We start from the raw sequence: 15,845 nt of genomic DNA on the forward strand, positions 1-15,845 counted from the left end.
CACTTCGCGCTGTTACACCGCTGTCGCACGCCTGTGATTTGTTCGCGCCGATCGTCGTGTCGACCAGCAACGGGTTTCCGCTTGCATAATCTTCTGACCAGTAGTTAGCTTTGCTGCGGGAGAGGTCGACGCAAGATCGATGAAACCTGCGGGCGGAACTGACCGCCTTGTGGAACATCCGTTCTAACGAGCGGACTTTGGGAGAGAACAATGAAACGGCGTGATTTCATGCTTGCCGCCGGCACGGCCGCCGGCGCTCTGATGCTGCCCCGCATAGCCTTCGGCGCGGAAGGCACGATCGACTGGTACACCAGCTCGGACCAGAACGTCCTCGATTTCTGGACCAATGTGGTCAAGCCGAAATTCGAGGCGGCCAATCCCGGCGTGATCGTCAATCTGGTGGATGGCGGCGACAATGCCGGCCTGCAGGCCATCGCCGAGCGCGCCATTGCCGCCATGGACACCAATACCGATCCGCAGGCTGACTTCTTTGAAGGCTTTGACGCCCGCCAGCCGGTCGGCGCCATCGAGAAGGGGCTGTGGACCGATTTCTCCACCGCCGGACTCAGCAATTATTCCAAGATCAACCCGCTGGCCCTCGATATCCCGCAGAACATGCCCTATCGCGGCTCGCAGGTGCTGCTGGCCTATGACACCACCAAGCTCGACCCCGCCAACGCCCCCAAGACCTGGGCTGACCTGATCACCTGGATCAAGGCCAATCCGGGCCAGTTCATCTATAACCGGCCCAACAAGGGCGGTTCGGGGCTCAATTTCGTGCGCCGCGCCGTGCTGGAGGCCAATGGCCAGGACCTCAGCAAATTCACCGTCGACAATGCGACGCCGGAAAATGCCGCGGCAATGCTGCCAGGCGCCTGGGACATTCTGAACGATATCGGCCCGTCCTTGTTCGACAATGGCGCCTATACCTCGGGCAATACCCAGTCGCTGCAGCTGCTCGGCCAGGCGGCCGTCACCATGATCCCGGCCTGGTCGGACCAGACCCTGTCGGCCATCGAGCAAGGCGTGCTGCCGGAAACCACCGGCCTCGTGCAATTGCAGGACCTCGGCCTGCCGGGCGGCTTCTCGCGCCTGACCATCAACACCAATGGCGTCAATCATGCCCTGGCGCTGAAGCTGGCCGACTTCGTGCTGAGCGAAGAAATCCAGTCGGCGGTGCTGACCGAACTGGGCGGCTTCCCCGGCGTCAGCTGGGATTATGTCGATCCGGCACTGCGCGAGCGCTTCGCCGACATCATCCCGACCTCGATCCCCGTGTTCCCGAGCGGGGACTGGGAGCGGGCCATCAATGACGGCTGGTATCGCACCGTGGCGCCCAATGTGGACCCGAACGCGTGACAAGTCTCGAAGCGGGCCCACTGACGCCCGTCGCCGCAGAACGCAGGAGGCCCATCGGCCTCCTGCTCGTGGCCGTTCCGGTGCTGCTGATGGTCTGGCTGGTGATCTGGCCGATCGTTTCGGCGGTCATCACCACGCTCTGGATCAAGACCCCCGAGGGCACCGAATTCTCGGTCGCGACCTATAAATTCTTTTTCTCGGACGGCTACAGCCTGTCCAATCTGGCGATGACGCTGTGGACCACCGGGGTCTGCGCCATCCTGTTGCTGGTGATCTGCCTGCCCATCGCGCTGTATCTGCGGTTTTCCGACAGCAAGGTGGCCGCCTATGTGCAGGGCCTTGCCATCTTCCCGATGTTCGTGCCCTCGATCATTCTCAGCTTCGCCTTTATCCGCGTGCTGGGGCCAAATGGCACCGTCGACCTGCTGCTGAATGCCGCCAGCCTGCCCAAGATCCGCTCGCCCTATCTGACGCCCTGGGGGCCGGTGATCGGGCTGGTATGGGACAATATTCCGCTGACCGTGCTGATCCTGCTGTCGGGCCTTGGCAGCGTCTCCAACCAGGCGATCGAGGCGGCCCGCGACGTCGGCGCCGGCCGGCTGGCGGTGCTCTGGTACATCATCCTGCCCCGCATCACCAATTCCATGCTGGTGGCGATTTCCTTCGCCGTTCTCGGCATCTTCTCGGCCTTCACCCTGCCCTATATTCTGGGCCCGGCGGCGCCGGAAATGATGGGACCGTTCATGCAGCGCACCTTCCGCGATCTCTACGATCCGACCAATGCCATCACCCAGGCGGTCATCACCTTCGGGTTCTGCATCATCTTTGGGCTCTTTTATGTGCGCTCCGTCGCCAAAAACAGGACGCCCTAGGCCATGGCGACGGTTATCGTTCGACCCAAAATCGACTGGACCGGCATTGCCCTGGCGGTAGTGCTGACGCTGGTCATCGTGCTGCCGATGGTGGTGGTGGGCACCTGGGCCTTCACCAATGTGTGGCGCTACCCGTCCGTCATTCCGCAGGAATTCGGCCTGCGCTTCTGGAACCAGACCCTGGCCCGCGCCGATGTGTGGAGTTCGATCACCATGAGCCTGTCGCTGGCGACCATGGTGACGGCGATTTCCGCCGCCATCTGCCTGCCGGCCGCCTATGCCTTTGCCCGGCTGGATTTCCCGGGGCGGAACCTGCTGTTCTTCTCGTTCCTCGCCGGCCATGCATTTCCCAAATTTGGCCTGCTGGTCGCCATCGCCGGCATTTTCCTGCAGCTCAATCTCATCGGCACCTTCTGGGGCGTGGTGCTGATCCAGTTGGTGGGCACACTGCTGTTCATGATCTGGATTCCGGTAGCCGCCTTTCAGGCCGTCGACCGGCGCATGGAAGAGGCGGCGCGCGATGTGGGCGCCGGGCCGTTCCGGGTGTTCTGGTCGATCACCCTGCCCCAGGCCGGCCCGACCATTGCCGCCGCCGTGCTGCTCAGCTTCGTCGGCACCTTTTACGAGACCGAAGGCGCCTGGCTGATCGGCGCGCCGCAGGTCCGCACCCTGCCGGTGCTGATGATCTCCTTCATCAACAACCAGCCGGTCATCCAATATGGCGCCGTGCTGTCGGTGCTGCTCTGGGTGCCCAGCTTCATCGCCCTGCTGTTTGCGCGGCGTGTGGTCAATTCCGGCTCGTTTGCCCGGGGGTTTGGGGGATGATGGTGATGACGCCTTCTTCACCTCTCCCTTTGGGGGAGAGGTCGACCCTCTTGGGTCGGGTGAGGGGGCCTTCCCCCGCATCGCACCCCGTAAAGGCCCCCTCACCCGGCGCTGCGCGCCGACCTCTCCCCCAAGGGAGAGGTGAAGGAAACACATATGTCCGTTCTTAAAATCAACGACGTCTCCAAGATTTTCGCCGGCGGCGTGCGCGCTGTGGATAGCTTTTCGCTCGATGTGGCCGATGGCGAACTGGTGTGCCTGCTCGGCCCCTCCGGCTCGGGCAAGTCGACGCTGCTGCGCATGGTGGGCGGTTTCGAGCGCCCCACCAGCGGCGTGATGACCATCGATGGCGACGACATCACCCATGTGCCGCCGGAGCGTCGCCCCACCGGCATGGTGTTCCAGAGCCATGCGCTGTGGACGCATATGAATGTGTTCAAGAACCTCGCCTTCGGCCTCAAGCTGCGCAAGGTGGCGCCCGACGAAATCAAGCGCCGCGTCGAAGAGGTGCTCGATCTGGTCGGCCTCTCCGGCTATGGCACGCGCGGCGTGACCCAGCTATCGGGCGGTCAACAGCAGCGCGTGGCGCTCGCCCGCTCGCTGGTGCTGGAGCCCAAAATCCTGCTGCTCGACGAACCTTTTGCGAGTCTGGACCAGCACTTGCGCGAAAGGCTTCGCGAAGAGGTTCGGGACATCCAGCAGCGGCTCAAGATCACCACGCTGTTCGTCACCCATGGGCAGGACGAAGCCCTGGCGATGGCCGACCGCATCGTGGTGATGCGCGACGGCAAGACCGAACAGATCGACCGGCCCGACGTGGTCTATCGTGAACCGCAGACGCCGTTTGTCGCCGGCTTCATCGGCACGATGAATCTGATCGAGGGCAGTGTCAGCAATGGCATTTTCAGCAAGGCGGGTTATTCCACCGCCCTGCCGGTCAGCGATGGCCCCGTGACGCTGGCCATCCGCCCCGAGTCGCTGGATCTCGTCGCGGCCACCGACAACAGCCAGGGCAAGGTCCACCGCGTCACCGATTATGGCTCGCATGGGCTGGTGGATCTCGAACTGCTCGACGATACCAGGATCAAGGCGATGGTGTCCGACCCCAATCAATTCAAAGCCGGTCAGGGCGTCACTTTGGTGCCCAAAGCCATTGCGGCCTATCGTGACGGCGCGGTGATTTTTCGGACCTGAGAAGCATGACCGCGCCCCTGTTTCTCACCCGCGACGGCCATCGCATTTGGCTCAAATGGCATCGCGCCCGCCGCCGCGCCAGCGATCCGGTGTTTACCGGCGCGCGTATTCTGGAGGGCATGCGGCTCGGCGCCAGCGTCGAGGTGGATCTGGTGATCCATGCCGACCGGGGCTATGCGGTGCTGCATGATCTCAGCGTCGAGCGCGAAACCACCGGTAACGGCAAGGTTGCCGATCTGAGCGCCGAAACCTTGCGCTCATTTCACCTGCGCCATCAGGACGGCACCCCGCTCGCCGACAAGGTGATGCTGCTGGAAGACCTTTGCGCGCTGCTGGCGCAAGGCGGGCTGCATCCCGAGGCCCTGCTGCAACTGGACTATAAGGAGGATGCAACAGCGCTCGACGCCGCCGCCATCGCCTCATTCAAGGCCAGCGTCGGCCCGGTGTCCCAACACATGATCCTGTCATCCGGCGACGCCGAGGCGGTGCGCCTGCTGACCGATGGCGTGCCCGGCCTGCGCATCGGCTATGACCCTTGCCATGATGGTGCGCTGGAACGGCTACAAGCCTCACAGGATTTTGCCGGCTTCGTCCACGATGCCGTAGCCGCCTCACCCAAGGCCGAAATGATCTATCTCGCCTATCCGCTGGTGCTGGAAGCCGACCGCCTGGGCTTCGACATCATCGCCGCCTTCCACACCGCCGGTCGGCGCATCGACGCCTACACCATCAAGCGGGCGGATGACGAAAGCCGTCCCAAGCTGGCGCGACTACTGGAACTCAAGGTGGAGCAGATCACCACCGATGATCCCGAAGGCGTGCTGGCGTTGATGGGCTGATCTTCCTTCACCTCTCCCTCTGGGGGAGAGGTCGACCCTCTTGGGTCGGGTGAGGGGGCCTTCCCCACGTACAGCGCCCAGCAAAGGCCCCCTCACCCGGCGCTACGCGCCGACCTCTCCCCCGAAGGGAGAGGTGAAGATTTCCCTCAGTGTGACCCGTCCTTCGGATCCTTCCTCGGCGCATCCTTGAGCTTGTCCAGCAAATACGCATGCGTAGCCGTGTTCGCCACGATCACGCAGCCGGTGCGCTCGTAGAATTCCGGCCCCCTTCCCCACCAATCGGTGACGATGCCGCCGGCTTCCTGCACCAGCAGTACGCCGACCGCCCAATCGACCAGCCCCGATTCCTCGAAATAGCCGGTGAGCCGGCCGAGCGCGACATAGGCGCAGCTATTGGCCGAACTGCCGACGACGCGGACCGCGCCGATGGGCGCGCGCAGCGCGTCGAGGCGCTGGTAGAAACCATCATGGGTGAACAGGCCCGGCGTGGCGAGGCCGGTGCCGACATTGAACAGGCCGATATCGGCCTGCTCGCTCACCCAGAGCCGTTCGCCATTCATGAAGGCGCCCTTGCCCTTGATGGTGGTGAACATCTCGTCGGAGACTGGATTGTAGAGCGCTCCCGCCACCGTCTCATTGCCCCGGCGCAGGGCGATGGAGATGGTGTAATGCATGCCGTTGATGAAATTGGTGGTGCCATCGATCGGGTCCACCAGCCAGCGGTGTTCGCTGTCCTTGTCCACCGGGGCGAATTCCTCGCCGGTGAAACTCCAGTCCGGGTAGCGCTCGAACAGGAATTTGCGGATCAGCAGCTCGCTTTCCTTGTCGGCTTCGGAAACGAAGTCGGCCGGTCCCTTGATGCCGATTTCCAAATCGCGGAAGCGCTTGAAATAGGTCTGGGTCAGGGCTCCGGCCGCGCGGGCCACCGCAACCATATCCGCGAGGACGGCATCGTAGTTCATCGCAAACTCCAGGATTTATTCTGACGCCGCGCTGGGATCGAGGGCGGCGTGCGGGCGCAGGCGGCTTTCATCAAGCTCGCCCTTGGTTTCGAGGATGGGATAGGCCACCGAGGCCAGATGCGCGGTGATCCGCTTGAGGTCACGCAGCAGATCGAGATGCAGCGAGCTGGTTTCGACCGAGGCCGGCACCCGTTCGCGCACGCGCTGGATATGGCTCTGGGCCGACTCGGCCTCGAGCCGGCGCACCTCAACCTTGGCGGCCACCAGCTGACGCGCCAGTTGCGGGTCGTCGGTGAGGAACACCGTCTGGCTCAGCTGCATGTTGAGAATGGTCTTCTCATACAGCGCGGTGATTTCGGCGAGGCCATCGGCGGAGAATTTCCAATGCCGCTTGGCCATCTTGGCGGCGACGTCATAGAGCCCGGATTCGATGATGTCGCCGACATGTTCGAGATTGATGGCAAAGCTCATGATTTCGCCGGAGCGGCGGGCGTCTTCCAGATCGAGATCGGTCTGGTCGAGCCGGGTCAGATAGAGCTTGATGGCCTGATTAAGCGCGTCGACATCGTCATCGAGCAGCGCCGCAGCGCTGCGCCCGCCCGGGCCGGGATTGCGTAGCGCTTCGAGACTGCCTTCGAGCATATGCAGCACGATATCGCTGACGCGCAGGGTTTCGCGGGCCGCCGCCGCCAGCGCGATGGCCGGGGTGTCGAGCACGGTATCGTCGAGATAGCGCACGCCGCGCTGCCCGGTGGCCGGCTCCGGCACCACCATGGCGGCGAGCTTGCCGATCGGGCCGATCAGCGGCAGGAACAGCACCAGCAGCGCCAGGTTGAAGCCGATATGGGCGGCAATGGTCAGGTCATCGGCCTCCGGCAGGATGGTTTCGAGCAGGCCAGCGGCCGGTGTGGCGAAAATGGTGAGAATGATGGCGCCGATGGCCCGGACCACGAAATTGGCCATGGTCAGCCGCCGCGCCTCGGTGCCTTCGCTCAACACCGCCAGCATGGGGGGAATGGCGCCGCCCAGATTAGCCCCGGCCACCAAAGTCACCGCCAGCGGCGGCGAGACAATGCCGGCCGAAGCCAGCAGCGCCACGAACAGCACCACCGCCAGACTCGAGGACGAGACAAAGGCCAACACGCCGGCCAGAATCAGCGCGAAAGCCGGCGCATCGGCCAGCCCTGACAATATGGCGACCATCACCTCGGATTCGCGCAGCGGCCCGGTGACATTGCCAACCAGTTGCAACGCCAGCAGCATCAGGCCAAGGCCGAGCACGGCCCGGCCAATGCCCTTGCCGCGCGCGAATTTGCTCAACGAAAACACCGTGACGCCGACCAGAATCATCGCCGAGGCGAACCAGTGCACATCGAGCGACAGGATCACCGCCGCGATGGAGGTGCCCACATTGGCGCCCAGCATGACGGCCTGCGCCATGCGCGGATTGATGGCGCCCTTGCTGGCGAAGGAGGCGGTGATGACGGCGGTAGCGGTGCTCGATTGCAGCGCCAGCGTTGCCATGATGCCGGAGAAGACGGCGGCGAAGCGATTGCCGGTGCCTTTGGCGATCCACAGCCGGAGCGAGGCGCCAAACGCGCGCATCACGCCCGTCTTGATCATCCGCAGCCCCCAAAGCAGCAAAGCGCCGGCCCCGAGCAGGTCGATCAACTGAATTGTGGAATGCATGTTCCCTAACCGAAGCACTTGGAACAGGCATTGTACGCCTGTACCGGGGTCTGTCGACCGATTTCACGCCTCGGTCAACTCGGGCTTGCCGGTGACCGTGCGCAGCTGAAGTTCATCGGCCCGAATACAGGCATAACGATGATCCGCTGCCCCGGCCAGTGGTGGTTCGATCTGCCGGCACGCCGGCTGGGCATATTGGCAGCGATCGGCGAAGGCGCAGCCGGTGAGTTGCTGGCTCGGGTCCGGCACATGCCCGCCCAGCCGCACCCGGCCCGCCGATTTTTCCGCGCCCTGACCGGGAATGGCCGCCAGCAATGCCTCGGTATAGGGATGGCGCGGCTTGCGGAAAATCGCCTCGGTGGTGCCGATTTCGACAATGCGCCCGGCATACATCACGGCCACCCGGTCACTGATATTGGCGATCACCCCCAGATCATGGCTGACGAACAGATAGGTCAGCCCCATCTCGGCCTGCAGCGCCTTCATCATATTGATGATCTGGGTCTGCACCGACACGTCGAGCGCCGACACCGCCTCATCAGCAATCACCAGCCGCGGCTCCGACGCCAGCGCCCGGGCGATGGCGATGCGCTGGCGCTGCCCCCCGGAAAAGGCATGCGGATAGCGCTCGGCATAGTCCGGGCTCAGCCCCACCTGCTTGAGCAGCAATTGCACCCTGGCCTCGATCTCAGCGGCGCTATGCCTGCCATTGACCTGCAGCACTTCGCCAATGATATCCCGCACCCGCATGCGCGGATTGAGCGAGCCGGTGGGATCCTGAAAGATCATGCGGATATCGGTGCGCAACCGCTTGGCCTCAGCCCCGCGGGCCGTGCGCAGATCGACCGGCGGATGGCTGCCATCGGCAAAGCTGATGGCGCCGCTATCGGCGCGATGCAGCCCGACAATGGTCTGGCCCAGCGTGGACTTGCCGCAACCGCTTTCGCCGACCAGCCCCAGCGTTTCGCCGGGATAGATATCGAGCGAAATATCGTTGACCGCCCGCACCGCCCCCAGCTGGCGCTGGAAAAAGCCGGCGCGGATGGGGAACTGCTTGTGCAGCGCGCGCACGCTCAGCAGCGGCTCAACCACGGCCGGCTTCGGCACCGCGGCAGCAGCCACCGCCGGCGGGCGCAGCGGCGTTCTGCTGATCTTGGCGCCCTGCGGCCCATAGGCGTGGCAGGCGACCATATGATCATCGCCCAATTGCGTTTCCAGCACGGCGATGCGGTCGCAAAACCCGGCCAGCGCCCAGTCGCAGCGCGGATGGAACGAGCAGCCGGGCGGCCGCAGCGCCGGCGGCGGCACCATGCCGGGGATGGCCTTGAGCGGCGTCTTGAAATCCCCATCCAGTCGCGGCATCGAGGCCAGCAGCCCGCGCGTATAAGGATGCTTGGGATGCTCCAGCACTTCCTTGACCGGCCCACGCTCGACGATCTTGCCGAGATACATCACCGCAACTTCATCGGCGATTTCGGCCACCACGCCCAGATCATGGGTGATGAACAACACCGCCATGCCGGTATCGCGCTGCAATTGCGCCAGCAGGTCGAGAATATTGGCCTGCGTGGTCACGTCGAGCGCCGTGGTCGGCTCGTCGGCAATCAGCAGGCGCGGTTGGTTGATCAGCGCCATGGCGATCATCGCCCGCTGCCGCTGCCCGCCCGACAGCTGGAAGGTGTAGCTGTCATAGCGCCGCGCCGGATCGGGCATGCCGACCTGTTCGAGCATCCTGATGCCCTCGGCCCGCGCCTCGGCCTTGCTCAGCTTGCGGTGCAACGTCAGCGCTTCGCTGATCTGGTTGCCGATGGTGTAGAGCGGCGACAGGAACGTCATCGGTTCCTGATGGATCATGGCGATATCGGCGCCGCGCACCGCGCGCATGATCGGGCTGGAGGGCTTGGTGCTGGCAATATCGAGCAGGCCGCCATCGGGCTGGCGCAAGGTGATCGCGCCGCCCGATACCCGGCCGGGATGGTCGATGACCTGCAAAATCGCCTTGGCCGTCACCGACTTGCCGCAGCCGCTCTCGCCGACCAGGCACAGCGTCTTGCCGGCCGGAATATCGAGATCGAGCCCGGTGACCACATCCACCGCACCGGCGAAAGTGATCCTGAGGTCGCGGATTTCTACCAGGTTTTCCATAGCGTCCTCAGTCCGAATAGGGGTCGGCGGCGTCGCGCAGGCCATCGCCGAGGAAGTTGAGCGCCAGCACCGCAATCACCACCGCCCCGCCCGGCAGCAGCAGCCAGGGCGCCGAGGCGATGGTGCGCACATTCTGCGCCTCCTGCAGCAGCACGCCCCAGCTAACGATTGGCGTGCGCAGCCCGATACCAAGATAGCTCAGCGCGGTTTCGGCCAGGATCATGCTGGGAATAGCCAGCGAGACGGTGGCGATGATGTGGCTCAGGAAACTGGGCAGCATGTGGCGGAAAATGATCCGCACCGGCCCGCAGCCATCCAGCCGCGCCGCCTTGACGAAGTCCTCGTTGCGCATGGCGAGGAACCGTCCGCGCACCACGCGTGCCAGGCTGGTCCAGCCCAGCACCGACAGGATGATGGTGATGAGGAAATACACCTGCAGCGGCGGCACCGAGGCCGGAATGGCGGCGGCCAGCCCGATCCATAGCGGAATCGCCGGCACCGACTGAATAAACTCGATGAAGCGCTGGATGAGATTGTCGACCACGCCGCCGAACAGGCCGGAAATGCCGCCCATCAGAATGCCAAATACCAGACTCAGCGCCACCCCGATCAGCCCGATGGTCATGGAAATCCGGGTGCCATAGATGGTGCGGCTGAGAATGTCGCGGCCCAGCCGGTCGGCGCCGGCGATGAAAAACGGCTGGCCGGCTTCGACCGCCCCGAACAGATGCAGCTCGGTCGGGATCAGCCCGAGCAGGCGATAGGATTCGCCCTGCACGAACAGGCCGACATTGATGGGTTGCTCGGGATTTTCCTCGAACAGGCGACGGCCCGAATTGTAGTCGATCACCGATTTGTAGGCGTTGACATGGGGGGCAAAGCGCCAGCCCTCGCCATCGTCGCGCCCCCAATGCAGCGTCTGCGGCGGCGCATAGCTATAGGCCGGATTATAGGCTTCCAGCGTCACCGGCGCGAGAAATTCGGGGATCAGCGCAACCACATAGGCGAGGATGACGACGATGCCGCCGGCCACACCGAGCCGGTGGCGCAGGAATTTCTGCCAGACCAACGCCCAATGCCCATCATAACCCCGCCCACGCTGCTGGCTGGCAGCGACCGGCGCTACCAGCCCGGTGGTTTCGTCGAAGGTAGTCATGGGTAAGCCCCCATCGTGCGGCGCTGCGGTCTCTGCTCTATCGCCTCCCTCCCCCTTGTGGGGAGGGACAGCGAGATAGGACTTAGCTTGCTAAGTCCGTGATCGAGCCGGGTGGGGGTATGGTGCCGCAGGCTCGGTGCTTGTGGCTCACCCCCACCCTTGATCCCTCCCCACAAGGGGGAGGGAGACGATGAGCCGATGGCACGGTGAAAATTCATCATCATCGCCCTACCCCTGCTGATAGCGAATGCGTGGATCGAGCCAGGCGAGCAGCAAATCCGACAGCAGCGTGCCGATCACCACCAGCACGCTCAGCATCAGAATGAAGCTCGAGGCCATATACATGTCCTGGGTGCGCAGGGAATCGAGCAGCAGTGGCCCGGTGGTCTGCAGCCCCATCACGATGGCGACGATGGTGCCGCCCGAGACAATCTCGACGAAAATATCGTTCTGCCCCGAAACGAACGGGTTGAGCGCGTGGCGCACCGGATATTTCATCAACAGCGCGAACTCGCCCTTGCCCTTGGCGCGGGCCGCCGTGACATAGGGCTTGTGCAACTCGTCCAGCAGATTGGCGCGAATGATGCGGATGACGCTGGCAGTGCCTGCCGTGCCCAGCACCATCATCGGCAGCCACAAATGGTTGAGCAGGTCGAGCACCCGGTCCCAGCTCCAGGGCGCCTCGATATAGTCCGGCGAAAACAACCCGCCGACATTCATGCCAAACCAGGCGAAGGCGACGTACATGCTGGCCAGCGCCAGCAGGAAGCTGGGAACGGCCAGCCCGAGAAAGCCGATAAAGGTGGCGATATAGTCGCCGGCCGAATAGCGGCGCACCGCCGAAAAAATGCCGATGGGGATGGCGACGACCCAGATGAACAGCAGGCTGGCGACCGACAGTACCACGGTCAGCCCCATGCGCGGCCAGATCACGTCCTTGACCGGCAGGTTGAACGAGAAGGAATAGCCAAAATCGCCGCGCAGCACGACGCCGGTGATCCAGTTCCAGTATTGCACCATGATCGGCAGATCCAGGCCATAGGCCCGGCGCATCGCCTCCTGCTCGGCCATCGGCATGACGTCGCCCTTGGAGGCGGAAATTTCGGCGAGGCGGGTCACATAGTCACCCGGCGGAATGGCGATGATCAAAAACGAGATCAGCGAAACCGCGATCAGCGCGGGGATCACATAGATGATCCGGCGCAGCATGAATGCCCCCATTGGCGGCCTCCCTTTTCTGCAGTGGCACGCAGCTGCATCGGAAAAATGGCCGGCTCCGCCAAAGCGATTGGAACAGAGCCGGCCCAGTGAATGGCCCCAGTCACCTGGGACCATCCCGCTCGTGGAGACATTATTCCTTGAAGAAGAAGGTCGAGAAGTTGGCCGGGCCCGGGCCGGGATAGAGCCAGCCTTCGATCAGCTCGGCCGGCACGTTGTGCAGATTGTTCTTGACCGAACGGTAGTAGCCCGCCGGATTGGCGATGCCGATGGTGAGGAATTCCTCGGCCAGCAGGTCGGTGAATTCATTCATCAACGCGGCCTGTTCCTCGCCCACCGTGGTGGGAATGGTCGAGCGCAGCACATAAAGACGCTGCACATTGGCCGGCGGCTCGATGGCGGTCACGCCTTCGGCCAGCTTGGCGTCCGGGTTGAGGCGCAGCGCGTCCCAGGCGGCCCAGCCGCTCCAATTGCCCAGCGACCAATAGCCATAGTCGTTCATGAACCGGCCGAGATTGAGCAGCGGCAACTGTCCGCAACCATTCTCGCCCACCCACACAGCCGCGTCGGAATCCGGCTTGGCGCGGGCGTTGCCGAACAATTCGTCGGAGTGGTAATTGACCGTCACATCGAGGCCAGCCTGTTTCCAGGTGCGTTCGATAAGCTGGAAGGCGTCAACCGTATCCGGCTTGAAGTCGGCGTTGATTTCCACGGAGAATTTGAACGGCTTGCCGTCCGGCCCGACCCGGACGCCATCGGCGCCCATCGGGATGATCTTGTCGAGATGCTCGGCGGCGGCGGCCAGATCGAACTGGGTGAATTCCTTGGCCAGCGTCTCATTGTAGAAGGGCGAATTCGGCAACGGCGCCGGCTGGAAGGGCTCGCCCTGCCCCAGATAGATGGTGTCGATGATTTCCTGGCGGTTGATCGCCAGCGAGACGCCGGCGCGGAAATCCTTGGAGCCGAACACCTGCGCCTTGATCGGATCGGGGTGGTTCACCGAGAAGCCGAGCACGGCGGTATTGTAGTCGCAGCTGGTGGCCGGCACGAGGTGATAGTCACCTGCTTCCTGGCTGTCGAAGAACACCGCGCGGTTCTGCGGCGTCGATACGTTGCGCGGCGACATGGTGATCTGGCCCTGAATGGCCTGCAGCAGCGTCACTTCGGGGTCGGCCGCCACGCTCCAGATGCGCTCATCGATATAGGGCAGCTGCTGGCATGAGGGATCGACGGCGAAGTAATACGGGTTGCGGGTAAAGGTCACGCGTTCCTTGCCCAGCAGCGTGTCGGTGCCGATCCAGGCATGCACCGATGGGCGCGCCGGATTGTTGAACTGGGCCGGGTCATTATAGGAGCCGACATTACCCTTCCACCACGCGGCGTAGTCGGTGGCGTTGGCGGCGGCCATCAGCTCGGCCACGCCATCGGGATTCAGGTCGATATCGAACTGCTCCATATAATGCTTGGGAAACTGCACGGCGCGCTGGCCATAGGGCCCGGCCATATTCTGCAGGAACAGCCCGTTGGGCTCGCTATAGGCAAAGCTGACCGTATAATCGTCCAGCTTGGTGACGATCGGGCTTTCGCCATTATTCTTGAGTTCAGCGCGCGGGCCGCCGGTGGTGACCTTGATATTGTTCTCCACCCGATCCCACCAGAACAGGATGTCGTCGGCGGTGAAGGGCTGGCCATCGGACCATCTCATGCCTTCGCGTAGATGGAAGGTGTAGGTCTTGGCGTCCTCGCTGATGTCCCAGCTCTTGGCGATGCCAGGCACCACCTCGGAACCATCGACGCTCCAGCGCACCAGCGGCTCGTAACCGAACTGGCGGATATCGGCGATGTTGCCGCCACCCCAGCTATCGATGAACTGGCCGCCATAAACGCCGATTTCTTCGGCCGGCTGGATTACCAGCGGATCGAGCGGCAGGCGCTCGGCCACCGGGGGCAACGTACCCGCATCGACCATGGCCTTGAGTTGTGGCGCCTCGGCATAGCTGCCGGCGCAGCTCTTGGCGGCGTCCTGGGCTTGTGCCGGCACCACGATGGCACCAGCCAAAGCCGTTGCACTGAGCAGCACCGACGTTACCGCCAGCAGCCGCGTCACCGCGAAACGATCCTTCTGCATTTGCATTTCCCTCCCACGAAATGAAAACTTCGCATCCTCCGAGGTCCAGCTGGTGGGTTTGAGCCGGAAGCCTCCACTTCCAAGGGTGCTTTTGCCCCTCGTCACTAATACCCACGCTTGTCGATTGAGTGACGATATCTTGTAAACGTTTTCAAAACAAGATATGAATCCCGACCACCAAACGCGGGCAGCAAATCCGCCGGCAGATCCACCAGAAAACCGCAAGAAAACTACAAGAAAACCACCAGCATGCTGGCAGAAAACCACCAGAAAACCTGCAAGCATGCTGGCGAAAGAAAAACACAGAAAAGAGCCGTGGAATGGTAACGATCAAGGATGTGGCGCGGCTGGCGAATGTTTCGATTGCGACGGTGTCGCGCGTGGTCAATGGCTATGCCCATGTGCGGCCGGCGGTGCGGGAAGCCGTTAGCAAGGCGATTGCCGAGCTGGGGTATCGGCCTAACGGGCTGGCGAGTTCGTTTCGCACCCAGCAGTCCAATATTGTCGGCGTTTTGCTGCGCCAGCAGCGCACGCCGTTCAGCAGTGCTTTGGCCTATGCCATTGAAACTACTATGTTTGATCAGGGCTATCGCGTGCTGCTGTGCTCGACCAATGGCGATGCGGATCGCGAAGAGGCCTATCTCGAGACCATGCTCGACATGCGAGCCCAGGGGGTCATCATCCGGCCCTCGGCCGCCAACGCCCGCACCATCAAGCAGGTCAACACCCTGCGCGACCGGGGCATTGCGGTCTCCTTTGTCGATATGAAACCCAAGATCGCTGCGGTCAGCTCGGTGGTTTGCGACAACTACTCCGGCGGCTATCAGGGCATGCGGCATCTGATCGAATTGGGTCACCGCAAGATCGGCGTGGTGGCCGGGAACGTGGCGCAAAAGGGCGGCGCGGCGGATGTTGGCAGTGAGCGCGTACGCGGAATTCGTCAGGCAGCAGAAGACCTTGCGACCGATGTGCAGATCATTTTTTCGCAGCCCTTCGACATTGCCAGCTTTGAAATCGGCAAGGAGGCCGGCGAGGCGATGATCACCGGCCATCCGGAGCTGACGGCGATTTTTGCCACCACCGACATGCTGGCCATCGGGGTGATGCACGCGGCCCACGCGCTCAATCTCGACCTGCCCCGCGACCTCTCGATCCTGGGTTACGATGGCGTGCTTGAATCATCGGTCACCTTCCCGACGCTATCAACCATCGCCCAGCCGATCCATGAAATGGGCCAGATTGCTGCCACGACGCTGATTGACCACATGCGCGGCATCAGCAAATCCCCACGCCAGGTCGTGCTGGAAAACACTTTGATTCAAAGGGCTTCCACCATCCCCCTGCCCTGACCGCGCCAATTTTGCCGACAAGCCTGCGCTGCCAGCATGCTGACAGTTTTCTTGCGGTTTTCTTGATGGTCTCCACCTCAATATCCAAACCGATTTACAAGCAGATTTA

General features: G+C 63.1%; 12 protein-coding genes. 6 read left to right on the forward strand and 6 right to left on the reverse strand.

Translation table 11 applies throughout. The annotated features are described in order from the left end of the window. Nucleotides 1–210 precede the first annotated feature (210 nt). From ACX3OW_RS15990 to ACX3OW_RS16010, 5 genes are all read left to right on the forward strand, one after another. A complete protein-coding gene (locus ACX3OW_RS15990) occupies nt 211–1,359 on the forward strand; it encodes an extracellular solute-binding protein (protein WP_459096792.1) in 1,149 nt (382 codons plus the stop codon). 89 nt (nt 1,360–1,448) lie between these two features. Next, nucleotides 1,449–2,231 carry an ABC transporter permease gene (locus ACX3OW_RS15995; RefSeq protein WP_459097020.1) on the forward strand — a complete coding sequence of 261 codons (783 nt, stop codon included), beginning with the start codon at nt 1,449–1,451 and terminating at the stop codon, nt 2,229–2,231. A gap of 3 nt (nt 2,232–2,234) precedes the next feature. Then, on the forward strand, nt 2,235–3,056 hold the full coding sequence (locus ACX3OW_RS16000) for an ABC transporter permease (RefSeq protein WP_459096793.1): 822 nt from the start codon (nt 2,235–2,237) through the stop codon (nt 3,054–3,056). A 156-nt stretch (nt 3,057–3,212) separates the two neighbouring features. Beyond that, nucleotides 3,213–4,250, forward strand: a complete 1,038-nt coding sequence (locus ACX3OW_RS16005; protein WP_459096794.1) for an ABC transporter ATP-binding protein — start codon at nt 3,213–3,215, stop codon at nt 4,248–4,250. 5 nt (nt 4,251–4,255) lie between these two features. After that, nucleotides 4,256–5,089 (forward strand): glycerophosphodiester phosphodiesterase, encoded by an 834-nt coding sequence (locus tag ACX3OW_RS16010; protein WP_459096795.1) that lies wholly within the window; start codon nt 4,256–4,258, stop codon nt 5,087–5,089. Between the two features lie 146 nt (nt 5,090–5,235). Here ACX3OW_RS16010 and ACX3OW_RS16015 read toward each other — a convergent pair whose 3' ends face one another. The 6 genes from ACX3OW_RS16015 to ACX3OW_RS16040 all read right to left on the reverse strand — a co-directional run bounded on the left by ACX3OW_RS16015 (nt 5,236) and on the right by ACX3OW_RS16040 (nt 14,387). Continuing rightward, nucleotides 5,236–6,051 carry an inositol monophosphatase family protein gene (locus ACX3OW_RS16015; RefSeq protein WP_459096796.1) on the reverse strand — a complete coding sequence of 272 codons (816 nt, stop codon included), beginning with the start codon at nt 6,049–6,051 and terminating at the stop codon, nt 5,236–5,238. 15 nt (nt 6,052–6,066) lie between these two features. Beyond that, nucleotides 6,067–7,740: a Na/Pi cotransporter family protein gene (locus tag ACX3OW_RS16020; RefSeq protein ID WP_459096797.1), complete on the reverse strand. Its 1,674-nt coding sequence runs from the start codon at nt 7,738–7,740 to the stop codon at nt 6,067–6,069. Nucleotides 7,741–7,803: 63 nt separating this feature from the next. After that, a complete protein-coding gene (locus ACX3OW_RS16025) occupies nt 7,804–9,885 on the reverse strand; it encodes an ABC transporter ATP-binding protein (protein WP_459096798.1) in 2,082 nt (693 codons plus the stop codon). Between the two features lie 7 nt (nt 9,886–9,892). Next, the gene (locus ACX3OW_RS16030) at nt 9,893–11,041 is read right to left on the reverse strand and encodes an ABC transporter permease (protein WP_459096799.1); all 1,149 of its coding nucleotides are present in this window, start codon (nt 11,039–11,041) and stop codon (nt 9,893–9,895) included. A 228-nt stretch (nt 11,042–11,269) separates the two neighbouring features. Continuing rightward, a complete protein-coding gene (locus ACX3OW_RS16035; protein WP_459096800.1) occupies nt 11,270–12,262 on the reverse strand; it encodes an ABC transporter permease in 993 nt (330 codons plus the stop codon). Between the two features lie 130 nt (nt 12,263–12,392). After that, on the reverse strand, nt 12,393–14,387 hold the full coding sequence (locus tag ACX3OW_RS16040) for an ABC transporter substrate-binding protein (protein ID WP_459096801.1): 1,995 nt from the start codon (nt 14,385–14,387) through the stop codon (nt 12,393–12,395). A 320-nt stretch (nt 14,388–14,707) separates the two neighbouring features. Here ACX3OW_RS16040 and ACX3OW_RS16045 point away from each other — a divergent pair, with 320 nt between their 5' ends. Further along, complete coding sequence (locus tag ACX3OW_RS16045; RefSeq protein WP_459096802.1) at nt 14,708–15,736, forward strand: LacI family DNA-binding transcriptional regulator; 1,029 nt, start codon at nt 14,708–14,710, stop codon at nt 15,734–15,736. Nucleotides 15,737–15,845: the final 109 nt, after the last annotated feature.

Source organism: Devosia sp. A449, assembly GCF_054489375.1.